Origin of the sequence: Rhodopirellula islandica (assembly GCF_001027925.1) — a bacterium.
Classification (GTDB): domain Bacteria; phylum Planctomycetota; class Planctomycetia; order Pirellulales; family Pirellulaceae; genus Rhodopirellula; species Rhodopirellula islandica.
The window spans coordinates 170283-190154 of the sequence record NZ_LECT01000029.1; the positions used below are offsets into that span (position 1 = coordinate 170283).

At 56.6% G+C, this 19872-nt stretch carries 14 protein-coding genes and 1 tRNA gene; 3 read left to right on the forward strand and 12 right to left on the reverse strand.

Annotated features, from left to right (window positions below):
* Window positions 1-182: 182 nt before the first annotated feature.
* The 4 genes from RISK_RS15365 to RISK_RS15380 form a co-directional block, all read right to left on the reverse strand.
* The gene (locus tag RISK_RS15365; RefSeq protein WP_053061191.1) at window positions 183-1268 is read right to left on the reverse strand and encodes an EAL domain-containing protein; all 1086 of its coding nucleotides are present in this window, start codon (window positions 1266-1268) and stop codon (window positions 183-185) included.
* Window positions 1265-4849, reverse strand: coding sequence for a protein kinase domain-containing protein (locus RISK_RS15370; RefSeq protein WP_047815185.1), 3585 nt, complete (start codon window positions 4847-4849; stop codon window positions 1265-1267). The genes RISK_RS15365 and RISK_RS15370 overlap by 4 nt, the downstream gene beginning before the upstream one ends.
* Before the next feature lie 202 nt (window positions 4850-5051).
* Window positions 5052-5453 carry a hypothetical protein gene (locus RISK_RS15375; protein ID WP_150122593.1) on the reverse strand — a complete coding sequence of 134 codons (402 nt, stop codon included), beginning with the start codon at window positions 5451-5453 and terminating at the stop codon, window positions 5052-5054.
* Window positions 5454-5720: 267 nt separating this feature from the next.
* The gene (locus tag RISK_RS15380; RefSeq protein WP_047815187.1) at window positions 5721-6848 is read right to left on the reverse strand and encodes a baeRF3 domain-containing protein; all 1128 of its coding nucleotides are present in this window, start codon (window positions 6846-6848) and stop codon (window positions 5721-5723) included.
* Window positions 6849-7063: 215 nt separating this feature from the next.
* Between RISK_RS15380 and RISK_RS33395 the strand changes: the two genes are divergently transcribed.
* Together RISK_RS33395 and RISK_RS15390 are read left to right on the forward strand one after the other, a co-directional pair.
* Window positions 7064-7198, forward strand: coding sequence for a hypothetical protein (locus RISK_RS33395; RefSeq protein ID WP_261340226.1), 135 nt, complete (start codon window positions 7064-7066; stop codon window positions 7196-7198).
* 351 nt (window positions 7199-7549) lie between these two features.
* Window positions 7550-8812 (forward strand): hypothetical protein, encoded by a 1263-nt coding sequence (locus RISK_RS15390; protein ID WP_047815267.1) that lies wholly within the window; start codon window positions 7550-7552, stop codon window positions 8810-8812.
* A 137-nt stretch (window positions 8813-8949) separates the two neighbouring features.
* Here the strand turns inward: RISK_RS15390 and RISK_RS15395 are convergent.
* Window positions 8950-9023 (reverse strand) — tRNA-Asp (locus RISK_RS15395).
* Between the two features lie 333 nt (window positions 9024-9356).
* Between RISK_RS15395 and RISK_RS32640 the strand changes: the two genes are divergently transcribed.
* Window positions 9357-9524, forward strand: a complete 168-nt coding sequence (locus tag RISK_RS32640; RefSeq protein ID WP_173442681.1) for a hypothetical protein — start codon at window positions 9357-9359, stop codon at window positions 9522-9524.
* Window positions 9525-9723: 199 nt separating this feature from the next.
* Here the strand turns inward: RISK_RS32640 and RISK_RS15400 are convergent, their stop codons facing one another.
* The 7 genes from RISK_RS15400 to RISK_RS15430 all read right to left on the reverse strand — a co-directional run bounded on the left by RISK_RS15400 (window position 9724) and on the right by RISK_RS15430 (window position 19823).
* Window positions 9724-11280 carry a DUF1501 domain-containing protein gene (locus RISK_RS15400; protein WP_047815189.1) on the reverse strand — a complete coding sequence of 519 codons (1557 nt, stop codon included), beginning with the start codon at window positions 11278-11280 and terminating at the stop codon, window positions 9724-9726.
* A complete protein-coding gene (locus RISK_RS15405) occupies window positions 11277-14891 on the reverse strand; it encodes a PSD1 and planctomycete cytochrome C domain-containing protein (RefSeq protein ID WP_047815190.1) in 3615 nt (1204 codons plus the stop codon). The genes RISK_RS15400 and RISK_RS15405 overlap by 4 nt, the downstream gene beginning before the upstream one ends.
* Before the next feature lie 172 nt (window positions 14892-15063).
* On the reverse strand, window positions 15064-15657 hold the full coding sequence (locus RISK_RS15410; protein ID WP_047815191.1) for a flavin reductase family protein: 594 nt from the start codon (window positions 15655-15657) through the stop codon (window positions 15064-15066).
* Window positions 15654-16454: an inositol monophosphatase family protein gene (locus RISK_RS15415; RefSeq protein ID WP_047815192.1), complete on the reverse strand. Its 801-nt coding sequence runs from the start codon at window positions 16452-16454 to the stop codon at window positions 15654-15656. Before RISK_RS15415 ends, RISK_RS15410 begins: the two co-directional genes overlap by 4 nt.
* Window positions 16455-16503: 49 nt before the next feature.
* Window positions 16504-17622, reverse strand: a complete 1119-nt coding sequence (locus RISK_RS15420; protein WP_047815268.1) for a serine/threonine-protein kinase — start codon at window positions 17620-17622, stop codon at window positions 16504-16506.
* A 180-nt stretch (window positions 17623-17802) separates the two neighbouring features.
* Window positions 17803-18864: an EamA family transporter gene (locus RISK_RS15425; protein ID WP_047815193.1), complete on the reverse strand. Its 1062-nt coding sequence runs from the start codon at window positions 18862-18864 to the stop codon at window positions 17803-17805.
* Between the two features lie 14 nt (window positions 18865-18878).
* On the reverse strand, window positions 18879-19823 hold the full coding sequence (locus tag RISK_RS15430; RefSeq protein WP_047815194.1) for a nucleoside hydrolase: 945 nt from the start codon (window positions 19821-19823) through the stop codon (window positions 18879-18881).
* Window positions 19824-19872 lie beyond the last annotated feature (49 nt).

Here is a 19872-nt window from a genome sequence, read left to right on the forward strand (position 1 = left end):
CTTCGTCCAACAAATCAGGTCTTGCGAGCGAGGCGATTCCTCGCGATCCGATATGGAAAAAGGGCAGCCAGAGACCACCCAATCCACCGCCAATCATAGACGATCGACACAATCGTCCAGTGTCATAAAAGACATGTTGATTGATCTATTTGACGGGGCTTGGTCGTCGATCTCGAGATTGATCAGTGGACATGGTCAACGGTCGCCGGACGCCCGTACAGAAAACCTTGTCCAAGTTCAAATCCAAGTTGGACGCAGGTTTCGTGCTCGGCTTCCGTTTCAACCCCTTCCGCCAGTGTGATGGATCCCGTGTCTTGGGCAATTCGGATGAGTGATCTCAACAGGTCTTGCCGGCTCGCTGACGCTTGGTCAATGTCTCGGATCAACTGCATGTCGAACTTGAGTATGTCTGGCGGCACTTCCACCAACTCCAACAGGCGTCCCTGTCCCGCGCCAAAGTCGTCATAGGAAAGCTGCATGCCGAGATGCGCCAATTGCTCGCGAAGTGAACGCATCTGTTCGACTTCGGTGACCGCGCCTTCGTGGATTTCAATCACAAATGCGAGGGAAGGGTACCGGTCACGAAGTTCGGCAAGGGACGTGAGCAGACGTTCGGTTGCGAGTTCATCCGGGTGCGTGTTGAGGAAGATTTTGGAATCGGTTTTATTCGCGGTCATCAACAACCGCGACGCCTCCTCACGCATCATTTCGCTGAGTGCTGCATTCTGACCCAAACGCTCCGCGATTTCGAACATCGCGGCGGGGCTCTTGAGTTCAGGCAAGTCGCTTCGCGCGAGAACCTCGTAACCTGGGGTGGACAACCGATCCATCGTGATGATGGGTTGATAGTGCGGCACCACCGCTCGTTGCGATAGCAAACGCTCGAACGTCAGCAGCGTTTGTGCCCATGGGATCAGGCCTTCTTCCAGCGTTCCATCTGGTAACTCTTCTTGCTGGCATCCCACACGGAAAACGGCATTGGCGAACTGCAACAAATCACCTTCCACCAACGACGCCTGTCGCACCGGACGGCCGTTGTGATGGGTCCCATTGGTGCTGCCCAGATCCTCGACGTGCAACCCATCCTCGTCGACCCAGATTTTTGCATGTTGTTTGGATACGGATGACACGGCAATGCACACGTCCGCATCGTCGGTGCGTCCGACGGTTGCGATTCGGTTGGGAACCTTGATCGTGCGACGCTGCTGGTTCCCGCTGCCGTACTCCGTCAGCACCCACTGACTTTGAGGTTGTGAGGGAGTGATCATGACAAGCTACCTGCAAGAGGGAAGGCAAGGCGTTTGATTCGAGTTTCTGGGCTCCCAGGTAGATCCACCGACTCGATTTCGTCGTTCAGTGTGGGCAGGCAACCTGCCAAACTGCGATCCGCATAAATGGGCTCGGTCAGCAAAGTCGCATTGCCGGCAAGTTCGGGAAGCATCGTGACGGCGCGTACTGTGCTGCCGAAATAGTCCAGTTGATTGTTTTGAGTCGTCATCAAGGTGGGGCCGCTGTGCACGCCGATTCCCAGCCACACCTCTGCGAGTTTCGATTCCATCCACTCAGCCCGAATGCGCTCCGCTGCGATGATTGCGTTCTCGCGAGTCGCAAATGAAGCCAACGATTTTTCACCGATTGTTTTGACGAGTGTGCCCCCTGACCCTGCAACGCATCGTTCCAAAATCGCATGGTGGCCATGCACTGCCGAATAGGCCTCGGAGTCTCCCAGCGAAGTGTACAGTTCGTCGATGTTGTTGATGGATGTCGCCAAGAACGTCATCGTTTCGGTGAGGATTGGGTTGTTGCCCGCAAATTGTTGGTGAGGAAAAAGTTTTCGGAACATTGGATTTGCTGCCGCGGCCGCGGCGGTCACCACATCGCCGCGAGGGATCATGCGTTCGATCCGGATGACTTGAAGCGTTTCCAAATCGTTGTGCAGTGTCAGCACCTGGCGGCCAGCACGGAGTTTGGGGATGTAGTGGCTGGTTCCTAGACGGGAGAGTTCTCCGTCCCAAGTGGAAGGAGCCGAGGTCGATTGGACACGAAGGCTCTGCGTGTTCGGAATGCGCGGTCCTCGAAGGAGGTAGTCTCCTGGGGGCAAGTCTATCGGCAACTGCAAGCATTCACCGGCTTCGATGCGAAGTTGAACGACCACGTGAGGTGAGTGTTCCGGACCACCGATGCAGTACTGTCCCGTGTTGACTTGGCGGATTTCAGGATGGGTTTGAAACACCATCTCGATTGCACCGGCCAAGTTCGATTGGAAGTCCATGTCACAGGCTTCGCAGTGCGTGTGGGATTCAATCTCGGCGAGCTGTTGCGTGTTGTTGGCCGAGACTCGGCAGGTTGGGCAGAGGACGTCCCAGTGGAGGTTCAGGATCCCCGCGTCGGCTGCCAAAAGACAAGCGTCGATCATCTCGCTGCTTGGGATCTTGAGTCGATCGGCGATCACCAGTGGACGTAGTGAGCCGAGCTCTTGCGGGGACCATTCCCGGACGACTTGTCCCAAGCAATTGGCAACTTCAGGACGCACGCCCGCTTCCTTCAGCTGGTTCAGTCTCTGGTTCAGGCGGAGCAACTGTGAACGCGTCATCTTCGGTGTGTCGGTGAACGCGTCACTGCCTTGCTTGGTTGTCAATTTGCCTCGCAGCGAACGATCCATTCGCCGATAAACCTTGTCGAGATTTCGGAATCCCTTCCAGTCCGCCTCGACGGTCGTCAGAACACGTCCCAGGAAATTGCGTGGCTCAATTTTGATTTGGTGAGAAAGGCGGGTTCTGCCATTGGGATGTGGTTCGAGGGTGACGACACTCATGAACCACTTGAAAGGCCCCGAGTCGAATTCGCGAAGAATGCCCATTCGTTGTCCTTCGATCCATTCGAACGGGTGCTCCTCCCATGAAACCTTGACGCCACTGAGCGAGAAGGAACCGAACTTTCGCAGTCCGAGTTTGGGGTCCTTCTCGGTTCGGTAGTCGACTGCCGGCAATCCGATGGCTTCATTAAGACGCTCGGTGTTTGATACGAGCGGCCACAAAGAGGGGGCGTCACTTTCAAGTTGCCAGGACGCGGTCTTCTCCCAAAGCTTCTTTTCAGTGTGGTCAGCGGGTAGACGAGGGTGAGCTTGCACGTCGGCGGGATCGCCTCGCAGCAATCGCTGGAGGTCCGTCAGCAGTTGGGATGCATCGCCGTAACGCTGAGTCGGGTCCTTTGCCAATGCTCGTTGAACAATTCGGTTGGCTGATTCGCTGATCGTCGCGTTGCGTTTCTGAACGGATGGAATCGGATCGAAGCAGTGCATTGCGGCAAGCTTCATGAATTCATCGGCTTGATAGGGAACGCTCCCGGTCAGCAGCTCGAACAAGGTGATGCCGATCGAGTAAACGTCGGTGGTGGGATCCAATTCGTCAGACGACTTGCACTGTTCGGGTGACATGTACTTGGGCGTGCCAAGGACCGAACCCGCCTGAGTCACTTCCATGGATTGGGATTGATGGACGTGTCTCGCAATCCCAAAGTCCGTCAATTTGAGAGTGAAGTCACTGAATGGGCGTTGTACCAGGGTGACATCGCTTGGTTGCGATGTCACCTCTGGCCTTCGCTTCAGCAGGATGTTCTCTGGTTTGATGTCACGATGGATGACTTCTTGCGAGTGAGCGTCCACCAAGGCTCGCGACAAATCCGCTGCGATTTGAAGGGCTTCTGATTCAGTCAATCCGGGCCGCTCCTCGAGCCATGTCTTCAGGTCGATTCCATCGACGAACTCCATCGCAAAGTAGTGCAGGCCGGCGTCCTCACCCACATCGATGAACTGAGTGATGTGGTCATTTTGGACGTTGCCGAGCAAACGGGCTTCTTTGCGAAACCGCCGGATCGCATGCGCAACGTCCTTTCCGGCGTTTCGCAGGACTTTGATCGCGATTGTTTCATTGTTGGAAAGATCAATGGCTCGGTACACCGAACCCATGCCACCTTCGCCAATCAACTCTTGAATTTGAAAGCGTCCCAATTGCTGGGGAACCTCCGTGACTCGAATGCCGCCAGCAGCATCCTTGGTCCACCGACTGGTGCTGCCTGTTCCGATGGGCATGAATGGGGCTTGGATCACCCCGGTGGTGTCGACCGACGCATCGTTCTCTACCTCGATTGCGAAGGGGGCAAAGACGGACTTCCATTGGCCGAGCGAAGGCGCAGGTTGGTCGTCCGACTTGTGTAGCCACTGCTTGAGGATGGCTCGTTGTCGACCGCGGAGATACTTGGAAACTTCACCCGGGAGTTCGGTGTCGGAGATATCATCCAGCAACCACGCCAACAAATCTCGCAGGCCGTTCAGATCACCTTCGATGGAGTGATCTGTGTTTCGATCTTCATCCGTGCAATCGGTCGCAGTGAAATCGATGTGGATGGATGCGTCGGATTTTTCGTTGGCAACGGACACCAGAATCGTGGAAGCATGAAATCCACCTTGATACAAACCGACGCGATGGGCCTCGGCGCAAGCGTCCACCAGTTGGGTCGAGATGCGAAGTCTCGCCAGAAGTCCTAGTTCACTCGCTCGGTTGGAAAGCCGATCCTTGATCGGGTCCAGTCCATCAGGGATGGTGAGCTTGAGTTCCAAGACGCCGTTGTCAGCGTGCGACGGAATCACCGACCGAATGCACGGGTGATTGACCAGTGGGAACAGGCTGGACTGCAGCGTGATCTGTTGGACGCGTTCGGGGCTGGCTTGGTTAAGAATGCGCCATTCGAATCCACCATCATCGACGAGGATCTCCCCATCTGCCCCAGCGGAAATCATCCGAAGCGGGGTGGAAGCGATCTGGACGTCGAGAGTGGCATCGCTAAGCATGAGTCACATCGCAAAAGGAATGTGACGCCCGATGGATGAGTGGACCGCGCACGCGAGAGTCCGGGGTTTCCGAGTATCACCAACAAATGTGGCTCGGCATGGGCGGCGTGGTGTCAAAATCGGATCAAACGATTGTCGAACACGGCAAGGACCGGTTGCCTGAGGCAAGAACGGATGGTTATGCCGGTAAAATCGGATCGCCTTACCGTACCAAGTCAACCGAGAAGCTGGTCGGTGCCGCAACCGGTAGCAGCGGAGCGAATTGGGCTCGTTGAGATGTTTTCGCGTTGCCGAACGGGTACCAAACCAGTCCCAGAAAGGCGTCCACGGTTCCTGTGTCGGCAGGAGTTGTCAGGTTGGTTTCGCCGTGCATTGCCAAGGAATCGTTCAGTGGTGCCAAGAAGTCAGCGACGAAAACAACCGCATCGTCATGAGCAGGTGCAGCTCGAAAGGCGGCGCTGGCTTCGCCGTAATCGTCCACCAGTCCCAGCCAGATGGTGCCCTGGACCCCGGTTTCAAAGAGACGTCGTCGGAAGATTGATCCTTGATTGGTCGTTCTCGAAGTGACTGGATTCCCAATGAAAGTCGCTTCGTCATCAAACACGCGCGAACGTCCTGTGAATCCGATTTGGTGGATTGAGCGGAGGACGTTGCCATGCGACTCGTGCAATCTCATTAGGTTGCCAAGGTCTTCAACCAAGTGACTTTGATCCGGATGACATCGAGGTTCCCGCGATCAGACGTGCACCAGTGAGGGCTGCGAAATCGTCCAAGTATCGATTGGGCATCTCCGAACGGCATCTCGGGAACACACGGGGCGGTTAATACTGCTCCGATGCCGAGACCAGTCCGGTCGCATCTCGGACTCCGCTCAATAGCGGAAAACGGCGGCCAGCGGGTGAGTGGAAGAATTGTCCTGCAGCCGACGGACCGTTCCGCCTGACTTCAGGGTATGACGAACGGCAGTGTTGAGCAGATCGTTCCCTTCCTCATCGAGAGTGACCTGGTGGCTGGTTGCATCGCATCGTCCAAGGATTGGTTGGTCTTGTCCGAGCAGCAAGGTGTCCACTCGGCCCTCCGTGGCAGCCAGCACCACCTCCTTCAAGTCATCGGAACCTTGGTCGTCCGCCATCGCCGAGCCCAATCGATTCACAATCACGTCGTCGTTGTGTTGATTGTGCTCTTTCGCAAAAGCGGTGATGCGTGCGTCCAGTTGGGAGTCCGTCAATCCATCTGGACTGACATGAATGCACTGGGCCAGTTCAAGCGATTCGGTTGCTGCATCAAAGTGGCCAGCCACCTCTTCCGTTGCGATCACAACGAGTTGTTGGTCGGTGTTGTAGAGACGTTTCGAGACGTGCTCACCGACACGAGAGAGGTACGCACGGCGATCCGCCTTGATTTTGTCTTCCCCGTTGCCATGCCCGTGGTACATCACGGTTTCGGAACCGCCACCTCCGAAGGATTCGTGCGACGAATACTGAAGTTGCTTTTCAGGGTCGCGAGCGGTCACCAACTCGTCCATCGTCAGCGGGAAGATTTCGTCTTCGATCTCCATCGTCGTGTGACCATTGGAACGGAACAAACGAGCACGCTCCCAGGAGAGAGCCAGTGTCATCAGGTTTGTTTCGCCGCATGCGACGCTGGCGATCGGGCGCACGTTGAACTCCGGGCCGATCGAGACGGACTCCCCGGGGTCATGGCTCAACAAGACTCGCTCTTCGAAATTCTCGCTGACGTAGATCGCCAACCCAGCGGCTTGATGTTGCCAGAACGTTGAGCTGCGAGAAAGATTTGCCAGTTCTTCCAGTTTGGGAAGCAGCGGGCTGTTCTGCTTTCGCGCTTCATCGGATGCCTGTCGGACCAAGTTTTTGAACCGAATGGAGTTCTGGTTGGTGTCGCGACCTGACTGGTAGGTGCCCATCAAAATGGAAACGCATTCCCCCTGTTCGTGCTCCAAGAGTTCAATCAGTTGCGGTTTGGTTGGAAAAGCGATCACAGTCGACGTCCTTTCTTTCTGGCAGTGAAGTGGTTCAATCGTCTAGCGAAGCAAGCCGCAAATTCAATGCCGGCTGACGAGCTCGAGAGCGACTGCCCAGCGAGCGACCAGCCATCACGTTCCCTTCGCCTTGCATTTTCCGCTGATGGCAAGTTGGATTGCAGTTCCCGAGTCTCTTTCTTCCCGCGGATTTGGTCCCAGCCGATCAATCTGGCATGCCGGAACCAGTGTGCATGTGCTGTGAACAGGCAACATGGATGATTCGCGGTCGTTTGGTGGATTGGAGCGAGTGGTTGGGCTGGCCGATGGGCACCGTCCGTGTCGACGAAGTCGCGTGTTTGGGGCGTTGAGTGACAACTGCGGTTTCCTGGCACGATTCCTGCATATCCGTCACTCGCTCGTTTTGAGCTTCCTCCCCAAACCACTGACCGTTTGGCTTACGATGCAATGGAGCCCAACAGGCACTTTGTTATCTCAGCTGCCGCAGTGGGCGAACGAAGGGTGAAGCCAAACTCGAGTCTCGTCTCCCCGCTCGATCTAGCCAAACAAAGGACTTTTCCATGTCTCGTTCACGCAAATTGCAACCTCATGCTGATGGCAGCCTGCTGAAAAATGCTCGTGGCCTTGTCGTTTCATCTTCGCCAACGCAATCATCGCGAAGTTGGCGGCGATCCACTCTGGCGGCGTTCCTGGTGGCAGGCATGGCAACCGCTGGGCTCGATAACGTTTCCGCGCAAGATTCGCGTGCCGTCGAGCGAGTCGATACGCAACGGAACCTCTCGGGGCTCGAAAAGAGCGAGACCAATCGTATCAGCGACTGGGGATTGGCCGGCGTGATTTGGAGTGACGCGAGCTTGGTTCGCAAGCTTGCCTCCGAATCCGTTCAACGCACGAAGGACCCGCAACAGGTTGCTGAGTTTGAGCAATTGGTGCGGCAGTCGACCGAGGTGATTCAGTCCTTGGAATCGTTTGGCTGGAAATTGCGTGGGCAACAGGCTGAGCAATCGGGCAATCCTGTGACGGAATCGTCGCAAGTCAATTCCGAACGCCATCAAGCGGGATCGCAACAGCAATCCCCCGAGCGTCACTCGGAGGAGCCGTTGCCGGATCCAAAGGAAGTCGGGGAACAGCTCGCCGAAGAGTTGCGACGGACACGTCCACCCAAGGCGTCAGCGACCGAAAGTGTCGATCGATCAGAAGACCAACAAACCGTTCAATCCAATGGATTGGAACGATTCGATACCGAGACTCCCGCCGGCGTGGATGATCCCGGCAGCGATGATGAATGGACTGCCGCCCGTCCCCCGATCGATGTCGATAATTACCGGGTGGATGACTACGTCGATGAGACGCCTGCGGAAGAGGCCAACATGGCCGATGCCGTGGAAGACGGAGTGGAGGGTGCCATTGCTTCGGCTGCGGGCCGACTCGGCACCGGACGCGACTTGGGTGCCCGAATCAGTGAACGTGAAATCCAAACGCTTTCGGCAACGCTGCCCTATTCCGATGACTCCATCTATGACGCGGACGATTACGACCCAGACCGAGACTACCGGGTCGACAATCCATTGGCTGCTAACCCAGACGCCGAAACCGGTGCGGACCTGGGGGATCGCGACGATGACATCAGTCGACGTGCCGATCCGAAGGTGATCGACGGGGAAGACGAAATGATCGCTGAGTTGGCAAATCCAGAACTGCAGCGGAAGACACCCGCAATGCAGCGTCGTTCGAACTACCAAAGGTTCACCACAGAAGAAACCGTTCAGGAACGTGACGCCCAATGGGTGCAGTTCCAGTTGGATTCAAATGAGTTGGTGCTGACGCGTCACACCACCTTGGGAAATCTGCAGCAGAGAACCAGGGATGCGGTCATGAAGCTGAAGTCCAACGCGAGTGTCGCATGGGACACCACCGAGAACGAGCAACTCAAATCCGTTCTCAAAGTCATCAGCAAGTTCTGATCGAGTTCGGAGTGATCCACCTGGATTGTCCTCCTCCTCAACCGAATTCTTGGCGAATCCGGCTACGGGTGGGGGCGGAGGCAATTCCAGCCGCGCATAAAAAAAGCCCAGCTGAAACAGCTGGGCTTTTTTTGAAGCGACGCGGACGGGAATCGAACCCGCAACCTCCGGATCGACAGTCCGGGGCTCTAACCAATTGAGCTACCGCGCCTCGCAGAGGGAGATCAAAGCGTTCAAAAAACGACTTTCAATCTTCTTCCAAGGCTCACAGTGAAAGGAAGAAACTCTCATCTCCGCTGTGATGGGGTGGAGTATATCTATGCTCGGTTTGCTTGCAAGGCCGGTCTGAGGGGTCGCCGAAAATTTTGTTCGGTACCCTCTCTTCGGTGTCGTTTTGTGCCGGTTTTAGCGATCGAGCCTTGCGGGAATCTCGCATCTGAGGGTTTCTGCTTCGCAGTCCAGGGAACTGTCCGACGACTCAAGCTCCTCGAACTAGGTTTGGTAACACGTCTCCCGTGAAACACATGCAATCGAGAGTTCCGCCATGGACGCTTTCCTGCTCGCCTTTTCAATCGTCGATTACTTCTGGGACTGTTGGTGGGAGTTCAAACTTTACTTCCTTCACCTGACAAAATTCCAGTGGATGCTGCTTTCCACCGCATCCGTTTTGAGTGGATTCCTCTGCTTACGCGGTGACAAATTCCGAATTTAAACGGATTGTCTCATCCAACGATCGACTTCGAAAAGCGACCACCCATTTGAATCAGCGAAGCCGCCGACCTGTTCGACGAGCTTCGTTTTTTCGTAGACTCAGAGCATTGCTCGGGAAACAAGTGTTGCGTGCCATTGGTGCACCGCACCCGAGGGGCCTTCCTGGCAAAGGTGCCAGGGGCTGACTTCCCGAATGCTCCCTACGCGAGTAATTCGCGAACGACGCGAGCTTCTTCCACGCCCGTCAAACGCTGGTCCAGCCCTTGGAACGGGTAGGTGAATCGTTCGTGATCGATTCCCATCTGATTCAGAATCGTGGCGTTCAGATCGCGGATGTGAACTCCGTCGCGAACAATGTTGTAGCTGAACTCGTCCGTCTCACCGTGCACCACGCCTTGCTTGATTCCGGCGCCGGCCATCCAGATCGAGAAACACTTCGGGTGGTGGTCTCGGCCATAGTTGGTTTTGGTCAACGCACCTTGGCAATAAATGGTGCGGCCAAATTCGCCGCCCCAGACCACCAATGTGTCATCGAGCAGTCCGCGTTGTTTCAGGTCGGTGAGCAGGCCCGCGGAAGGTTGGTCGGTGTCGCGGCATTGGTTGGGCAGATCCTTCGGCAAGGCCCCGTGTTGGTCCCAGCCGCGATGGAAAATTTGAGTGAAGCGAACACCCCGCTCGGCCATCCGGCGTGCCATCAAGCAACAGTTCGCAAAGGTGCCGGGGTTGGTGACGTCGGGACCGTAGAGATCGAGCACGTGTTGCGGTTCATCGCTCAAGTCGGTGAGTTCAGGAACGCTGGTTTGCATCTTGAACGCCATTTCGTACTGTGCGATCCGGGCTTCGGTTTCAGGATCATGCCAGCGGTCGAGCGTGTTGCGATTGAGTTCTTCCAGTGTGTCGAGCATCCGACGTCTGACACCGGGATCGATGCCGGCGGGGTTGGAAAGATAGAGCACGGGATCACCTGCACTTCGCAGTGCGACGCCTTGGTACTTGCTGGGCAGGTACCCGCTTCCCCAGAGGCGGTTGTAAAGCGCTTGGGCTTGTTTGCGCCCGGTCCATGACGCGGTCATCACCAGGAACGCAGGCAGGTCTTCGTTTTCGGTCCCCAGCCCGTAGCTCAGCCACGATCCCAAGGACGCTTTGCCGGGCAACTGATTGCCGGTGCAGATGTAAGTGATCGCGGGATCGTGATTGATCGCCTCGGTGTACATCGATTTGACCAGGGCGATCTCGTCGACCTTCTTGGCCATGTGCGGGATCAGTTCGCTGGCCATCGTGCCGTTGGCACCGTGCGGGCTGAATTGATAAATGCTCGGTGCGATCGGAAAGCGGGACTGGCCGCTCGTCATCGTCGTCAAGCGTTGTCCCTGCCGAATGGATTCGGGCAAGTCTTTGTCAAACCAATCGGCCATCTGTGGTTTGTGATCCCACATGTCCATTTGGCTGGGGGCACCCGACATGAACAAGTAGATGGCTCGTTTGGCGGCCGGTTCGTGGTGTGGCAATCCAGGTTGCCCGGGGACGCCGGTGCCTGAGGGGCCGGCGGGAGGAGCGTCCAGCGAAACTGGTTGGCTGTCGACGGCGCGAGCCATCCCTGGCATCGAGGCCAGGGCGGCGGCACCGAGTCCCGCCGCGGCGCTTGAAAACAACGACCGGCGGGTCAGGTGTTGCATGCGTTGCTGCAGGACGGACGACATCAATGGTGATTGCGTCAGCGAGTTCCAGTCTTCGCAGGGAAATTCAGAGCGACTCATTTGCAAACCACCTCGTCCAGGTTCAAAAGGGTGTTCATCACGACGGTCCATGCGGCCAATTCAGGATCGGGGGCTCCGACCAACAGCCGGGCTTCCTCGAGTTGGACCGAATAGTGTTCGGTTAAATCTGCCAACAAGCGTTCGAGCGACCGCAGTTCGTTGGTTTCGATCGGCCGGAGGGTCACGCGTTGGAAAGCCGACTGGAGTCGCTTGCGTGAGATCGCTTCCCAGTCCGATGGATCGGGAGTCGGCGAGGCGGTGATCTCGTCCGCCATGGCTCGAGCTGCCTCTACCGCTTGCGTTTCATTGAGCAACAGCAAGGCTTGCATGGGCGTGTTGGTTCGTTCGCGACGCGCGGTGCAGGATTCGCGACTGGGGGCGTCGAAGGTCGACATCACGGCCGGGGCGCTGGTCCGTTTCCAAAACGTGTAGACGCTCCGGCGAACCGTTTTTTCGCCTTCGTCGGGCACAAAGTTGGCTGTGTCACTGTCTGTGTAACCCACCGCTTCCCAAAGCCCAGCGGGCTGAGGTGGTTTGACGCTCGGTCCACCTCGCGTGGTGACCAGCAACCCGGAAACAGAAAGCATTTGATCGCGGAGCGTTTCCGCATCCAGTCGAAATCTCGGGCCACGTGCGAAGTAGCGATTGCTGGGGTCCACCGCCAGCATTTGGCTGGTCGCTGTCGCGTCACGGCGATAAGTCTCGGTCATCACCAATCGCTTCATCATCTCCTTCACGTCCCATCCGCTCTCGCGAAAATCGATTGCCAATTCATCTAGCAATTCAGGGTGCGAAGGCAGGTGCCCTTGGCTACCGAAGTCTTCACTGCTTTTGACCAAACCATGCCCAAACAGTTGTTGCCAAAATCGATTGACGGCAACGCGTGCGGTCAGCGGATGGTCCTTGCGAAGCAACCACTGGGATAGTCCCAAACGGTCGTTGGGAGCACCTTCGGGGAATTCAGGCAGGAAGCCAGGCACAGCTCGCTCCACCTTTTCACCGGGAGAATCATACAGCCCACGTTCCAAGATGAACGCGTCACGCGGGGTGGCCGTTTCTTTCCAAACCAACGTCGTGGGGATTTGGCCTTTGATCTTGTCTTGCATCGCCCGCATGCCGTCACGCATGTCATTGAGCGCGATCCAGCGGGGGTGATCACAAACCACTTCGCGGTAGAACGCTCGCGCGGCTCGCCAATCCAAACTCGGCGACTCTTCGTTGTCAGTTGGGGCGGGCAGAGCGGCCAATCGTTCCGTCAACGGTTCGGCAAACTGCACGCTGGGCGAGTCGATTGCAAACGTCAATGTCGCAGGCCCGCTGCGGTTGACGTGTCGGATGAACAAGTGATTGTCACCCTTTTTCAACGCCAGGGTGTGACGGTTGCTCAGAGGTTGGAACTCGTTGTCTTTGCGTTTGCCGAGTTTTTGTTTGGCGATTTCTTTGCCGTTGAGGAACAGGACGCTGCCCTCGTCCGTGCCCAGCATCAACTCAACCGATTGATCCGATGGCGAACGGATGAGTTGATGAACCACCGACACGCTCGGTGAGTCATCCAGGGTGGGCAATTCGTTGGGAAGAATCGAAACGATGTCCGCACGAGGTTGCCATTGGTGTTCGCTGTCTTCGAGCGTGATTGCTTGGGTGGGATCCAATTTGTTTTGGTCCTCGCCTGCGAAAGTTTCGTTCAGGCCCTTGCCAACGTTCTCGATGGGAAGCGGGCCGATCAAATGCGATTCACCCAAGACGATTCGCTGGTCCGCTGGCACTTGATTCGCGGAAGAATGCAGTGAGAGAGCAACCTTGCGAAGCATGTGAGAAACGTGCACGGACTCGTAGTGCAGCGAAACTCGGATTTGGCCGCTCTCGTTTTCTGAGACGGGGACTTCGGTAGCGGGGATCACGAACCAAGCCGTCCGGTCGCCCGTCGCTTCGTGACCGCCGACAGCCCAACCGGTGGTGGCATCGATCTTTCCGTCGATCGCTTTGTCCACTGTGAAACTGTCGCTGTCTTGCGCTCGCGTGGCGGTTGCCGATCGGATTGGGATTTCGACCCAGTCCGATTGATCGTCGGGGCGAGTTTCAATTTTGATCTCGCTGAGCACTGCGTTTTGGTTGGACGCCGTGCCGACGCGTGGATGTTCTTCATCGGTGATCGCGTGCAATTGCAGCATTTGCCATGTGCCCGCTGGCAGAGGCGAGACAAGTTGCATCACTTCTTTGGCCGGCGGCGTGCCGTCCCATTCGACGGTGCCATCCTCGTTCTGTTTGAATTTGCCACTGTTCTTCGTGGTGACTTCCACGGGCATCAGATTCGCGTGAACCGATTCTTCGGTCGAAGCCAGCGATTGTTGCCATTGAAGTTGAGCGGCATCCACTTCCAGGAGTGGACCTGCCATTTCTCGATCCAGGTCGGCGATGTCGGATGCGATTTGCGACAGTTCAGCCGATTGTTCTTCGGAGGGAACACGGATCACAGGGGCATGATCTTTCTTGTTGCCGTCCATCGCTCGCCCGTCCAGCGAATTGAAGAATGCCGACAGCGCGAAGTAATCTTTTTGGGAGATCGGGTCGAATTTGTGGTCGTGACAGACGGAGCATCCAGTGGTCAATCCAAGGAAAATCGTGCCGAACGAATCGGTGCGATCGATGACGTTGCGAGCGAAGACTTCGTCGTAGATGGAACCACCTTCGTTGGTCGTCACATTCAGCCGATTGAAACCGCTGGCGATCTTGTTGCTCAGTGATTCCGCTTCGTCGGTTTCGGGCAACAAATCGCCCGCGAGTTGCCGTGTGATGAATTGATCAAACGACAGGTTTTGATTGAAGGCATCGATCACCCAGTCGCGATACGGCCACATTTCGCGGTAGTTGTCCAGGTGCAAGCCGTGGGTGTCGCCATAACGGACCAGGTCCAACCAAAACCGAGCCATGTGTTCGCCGTAGTCAGGCGAAGCGAGCAGTTCCTCGATGTAATTTTCGTAGGCTTCCGGGGATGGATCAGCGACAAAAGCCTCGACTCGTTCCAGGGTCGGAGGCAATCCGGTCAGGTCGAGCGAAGCGCGGCGGGCAAGGGTTCTGCGATCGGCGGTTCCTGCCGAGGACAGTCCCATGGATTGCAGTTCGACATCGATCCATTGGTCAATTCGATCTCTGCCAGCTGCTTCGTCGTCTTGGTCGATGTTCGAGGGCAGTTCGTGACGGCGAGGTGGCGTGAACGCCCAGTGCGAGGCGTAAACGGCTCCTTCGGAAACCCATTGCTTGAGCAGTTTGATTTGCTCGGGCGACAACGGTTTGTGGAAATCCGTTGGCGGCATGATCATGTCGGAATCGTCGGTTGAGACCCGCTCGATCAGCAAGCTTTCCTGCCAGTCATCTTGATCGATGATATCCGCGATTCCTTCGGCCGAATCCAATCGCACCCCGGCTTTTCGGTCGTGCTCGTCCGGTCCATGGCAGGCGAAGCAATTGTCCGAGAGAATTGGACGAATGTCGCGGCCGAAATCGATCTTGGCGGGTTGGGTTGGTTCGTCGGCCAACACGGAGCTTGCGAGGAACAGCGTGGCAGCGATCCATCCAAAGGTGCGACAGGACGCGAAGACGTTCCAGATCATCGAGGAACCCAGGCAGGAGGAAGGTTGGGTGGGCGGGATGATCTATCTTACTACCAACGCCACCATGCTCCAAACCAATAGACTTGGAGCATGATGGAATGGTTTTCGTGATGATTCACCTCGACGAGTCGGGCAGCACGCAAGGAAACGCCCTCGTGGACCTCCAAGGGCTTCATTCGAAGCGGTCCCGAGTCCGTGTGTATCTCGGACCACCCATTCGACCGATCGTGAAAATTCTTTCCGGATCTGGCAATCCATTCGTTCCTGTCACGGAATCTGCGACGTAGAAAGAAACGATGCGACCGACAACCAAGTTGGCACCTCCCCGCCCGGGCCCCAATTGCATGGAGGTCAACATTTCACATTCCATCGCGGCGACAACATCGGCCACACGAGGCACATCGACTTTGACTGAAGGTGCCTTTTGCAAACCGGTCAAGACGAATTCGTCTTCATCGGGCCGCACGTCCGCCGCCGTTTCTTTCATGGATTCCGCAAATTCCTCCGTGACCACGTTCACCACGAACTGGCCGTTCGCGCGAACATTGGCGAGCGTGTCCTTGGCGGTTCCGTCCAACCGATTGACCGGACAGAACATCACCGTCGGCGGGTTGGCACCCACACCGCCAAAGAAACTGTACGGAGCAAGGTTCGCGACACCGTCCGGTGAAAGAGTCGAAACCCAGGCAATCGGCCGAGGTGTGATCAGCGCGACCATGGATTCATAGACCGAGCTGATCGATACGTCATTGGGGTCGATGATCATGTGTCGCTCAATTGTTGGGTCAGAAGCGACTGCAGTTCCGGTGTGGCCGACACGCAGAACTTGGGGTTCCAATCATCAAATTCCGCGCCGCCATAGCCTTCCAAGACGGCACCTGATTCACGAGCGATGACGGTTCCGGCAGCGGAATCCCAGGCCGCGACGTTGGTGGCCCAGTACCCATCGAGTCGTCCATCAGCGACGTAGCACATGTTGAGGGCGCACGAACCCAAGCGTCGCAACGAACGACACTTTTCGAGCACCTTCACGAACCGAGTGACCTCGGGGGAATCCGCGGTCACGCCCGCTCGAAAGCTGCAGGCAACCAGGCTTTCGTCCATCGCCGTGCATCCGCTGGCGGACATTTTTTGCCCGTTGCAATGGGCGCCTTGTCCATCGATTGCGGTGAACATTTCATCTCGCGTGGGATCGTAGATGACACCCAGTCGCATTTTGCCAGCGGCGTACAGTCCGATGGAAACCGCAAAGCTCTGCAGTCGATGAACGAAGTTGATCGTTCCATCCAGCGGGTCCACGACCCAGCACGGGGGAGCGTCTGGATCCCCAGCACGGACGTTGGCGGGCGGATCGTTTTCACCCTCTTCTTCGCCAACAAATGCGTATTCCGGGTAGGCCTGGGTCAGCATTTCGCGGATCGCTTTTTGCGATGCGAGGTCAGCGTCGGTGACAAGGTCTTTGGGAGCTTTCTCGCTCACGACGCGATCGATGCGTCGTGACATCAATTCAGCGGCTCCGGCGCGCGCCGCGTCAACGGCCAGCCTCAAATGGGCATTGTCCATGAAGTCTGTCTTGGGGTTGGTTGGAGGCGGTCCGAAAGGTCGGAAGCCGTCAGTCGTTTTCCAACCGGCGAAGCTCTTCCAACCACAAACGAATGTCATTGTCGTATTCTGTCGACATATTGCCAATGATGAGCTGGCGATGGAATGCCGCTGCACCCTGTTCCACGTGTTCTGCTGCTTCAGCGCTAATGAATCGCAGGGTTGGATCGGGGGCAATCAGTCCGCGTAAAAAATTCATCAACAACGCGTTCCGCAGAACTTCCTCGGGCAGAATCCGTTCCAGATTCATTGGCAGTTCGCGTTTGGCTTGCAGCAATTCGCCCAGGTTCTTGGTGTTGTTGAAAGGGTTGAACCCCGACAACAGTTCCACCAACACGTAGCCGACGCTGGCCAAGTCGCTGCGGGGCGTTGCATCGAGGTTGTCGAGCACTTCCGGAGCAGCATACAACGGCGTGCATTCGCGATCCTTGGGTGGGTTGCGATAATCGATTGACGATCCCATGTCGATCAGTTTCGCGTGCCCACTGCGTTTCAGCATGATGTTGGCGGGTTTGACATCCCCGTGAACGATGCCGTCGCGGTGCAGCGCCGCCAAAGCAGCCAAGCATTCGCGAACGATGGCGACGGCGACGCCGGGTTTGAAACGAGATTGCTCGGGGCCTTCGGTGATGATCACATCGTTGATGTATTTCCACCGCTTGGGCGTGATGTGATCACGCAGCAATTCCAGGCACTTCGGCATGACCAGTTGCCGGAGATCGTATCCGTCGACCCATTCCATCAGCATCACGCGGATGCGATCGCGTTCAAAAAAGTTCTGAACGTCGAGCAGATTGTCGTGCTGGATCAGAGCGATCCGAGCGGCGATCGAGGCGATTCGTTGCATCGCTTCGTCGTACGACCGAGCATCCGGGAATCGCTCGGGCGAGAAGATCTTCATGGCAACGGGAACGGTGAATCCGTCGGTGCCTCGGTGCTCGGTCAAGTAGACCTCGCCTTGTCCGCCACGGCCCAACATCCGGCGAAGGTTGTAGTGGCCGGTCCAGTTCATCTTACGACGACGCGTCAGTTCATCGTAACGCGATACCAATTTAGGATCGCATTGGCTGGATTGCTCTCCGAGATAAGTGATCGTCGGAACAGGTTCGTAGCGTGTGGTTGCAGGCATACCATTCTTAACCGTCGCGGCGGCTTCCATGTCACCAAACGTAAACCAGCAACTGACAGGTGGGTTGCTGGGACGCTTTACATTAAGCGTCAAAGTCTATCTTGACTCAGGATTGCAGTTTCGTCGAACGCTAAAAAATAACAGGGGGGGTGAATGTACCGATCATGGTGATCGTAGGGTCTACTTTCCCAACAGAATCATGGCTGCACCCACTAGGATGCCCGCCACACAAAATGCTTTTCGACGAAGATTCACCTCACCCAATCGTGATGCGCCCAATACTAACGCGACAACGACGCTGCATCTCCGCAGCGTCGAAATGACAGAAACCAAGGCTTCGGGGTTCGCCATCGCGGTGAAATAGACCATGTCCGCCGCCAATAGCAGAGGGCTGATGCACCAAACCGCCGTTCGGAACTCGAATTGAGACGCAGCCCGTGTGTGGATGGTTCCCTTTGAGAAAGGGGCCCCGGGGGAGTGTTTTGTCTCCTCCTTTTCAGAATTTTTTAGGGAATTCAATTCCGCCGAGAGATTGCCGGCATTTGAGCCCACCGGGGCGGTCGGAGAAATTTCTTCTGAGGGTGTTGCCTTCCCACGCTGGAAGATCCACCAATGCAGAGCCAGGGGTGTCATCACAGGAAGCATGTAAATCGTGAACCAGGCCTGAACCGTCGCGGGACTGTAACGGCCTCCTTGAAGCAGGTATTTGTCGTAAATCGAGCTGAAGGAGCCCAGCAGCGTGGCCAACAACATGCAGCCGACCCAGCGATTGGTCGCAAAGCCGATGCCTTCGGATTTGCCCAGCGTGGAGAACAGCCAAAACGAAGCGATCACGATTGCGATGCCGGTCCACTGCAGGTGGGTCGGCCGTTCGCCCAGAACACCAATTGCGATGGCAATCGTCCACACCGGACTGGTCGACCGGATCGGCGCGGCAATGGACAGCGGCAAATGTTTGAGCGCGAACAATGCCAGAGTCCACGAGGCTCCGACCAACACGCTTTTGGCCAGGAGTTTGCCATGGTCGGTCCAGGTCAGAGGCTGAACTTTGAGAAACTCAATTGGAAAGGCGTCGCCCGCAAATTGTTGGACGATCAACAACGGGCCCCAAATGGACGTGGCGACACAGGCGCTGGCGAACAGAACCATCGGCACAGCGTTGTCGCGGGCCGCCAGCTTTTTTGCCAGGTCATAGACCCCGAGCAAAGCAGCGGACACCAAGGACATCAGCATCCATTCCATGGGTGGATGTTTGCCTAGCGGGTTTGTTGGCCGGCGTAGCGAATGCCTCGCACGATCGCATCTCGAACATCGGACGTGCTGGCTCGCCGAGCCACTTCCATGTTGACACTCCATTCTGGACGCAAGCGGCGATCGAACACGGTCATGCCACGCGTCAGGTCGCCGTTGACTTCCACGTCGCCAGCCATCTCATCCCACTGGAACATCTCGGGTTCGATGACGGAGATCAACGTGGTGGCGTCTTGCAATGGAATGACTTCGCGACCCAGTTTTTGGTGCGAGACACGGAATTTGTAGGGCAAGATTTTGTGGAGCAAGGCTCCTGCACGCGTGCTGATGGGCGGCAGCTTTTCGAGCAAGTCCACCCCAAAGGTGACCGCGTCGGTCACATCCAATGGAACCAAACTCTTGGTCGTCGCCGAAGCCAGGACTTGTTTGGCGCTGGAGGGATCAAAGAAGAAGTTCATCTCGGACACCGCGGTCGCGTTGCCGCAATGCGAGACCGCTCCCCCGCTGATGATGACCTTGTCGATCAAGGGCAGGACGGCCGGGTCCATTCTGCAAAGACGTGCCAGGTTGGTCAGCGGTCCCAGGCAGACGATCGTGATTTCGTCCGGATGCCGGCGAATCAAGTCGGCCATCAACTTGTCACTGGAATGATCGTTTTGACGAGTTGCGGAAGGAAAGTTGAAACCCCCTAAACCATCTGGCCCGTTCAGATGACTGTCGTCCTGCATCGGTGGATCACTGGGCGCGATCGCTGTTCCCAGTTGCGGGTACCGGGCAGGGTCCAACAGGGTGACGATTCCCATTGCATTGATGTTCGCCTGAGCGGCGTCGACAGTTCCCGCGGTCGGTGTGATCGCGACAACGTCGAGTCGAGGATCAAACAGAGCCATCGTCAAAGCAATGGCGTCGTCGATTCCGGGGTCGCAGTCGATGATGATCTTTCTAGCCATAACAATCAGTCTAGGATCTTCCAGGTGGCCGGGCGAGACCCTGGTCGGA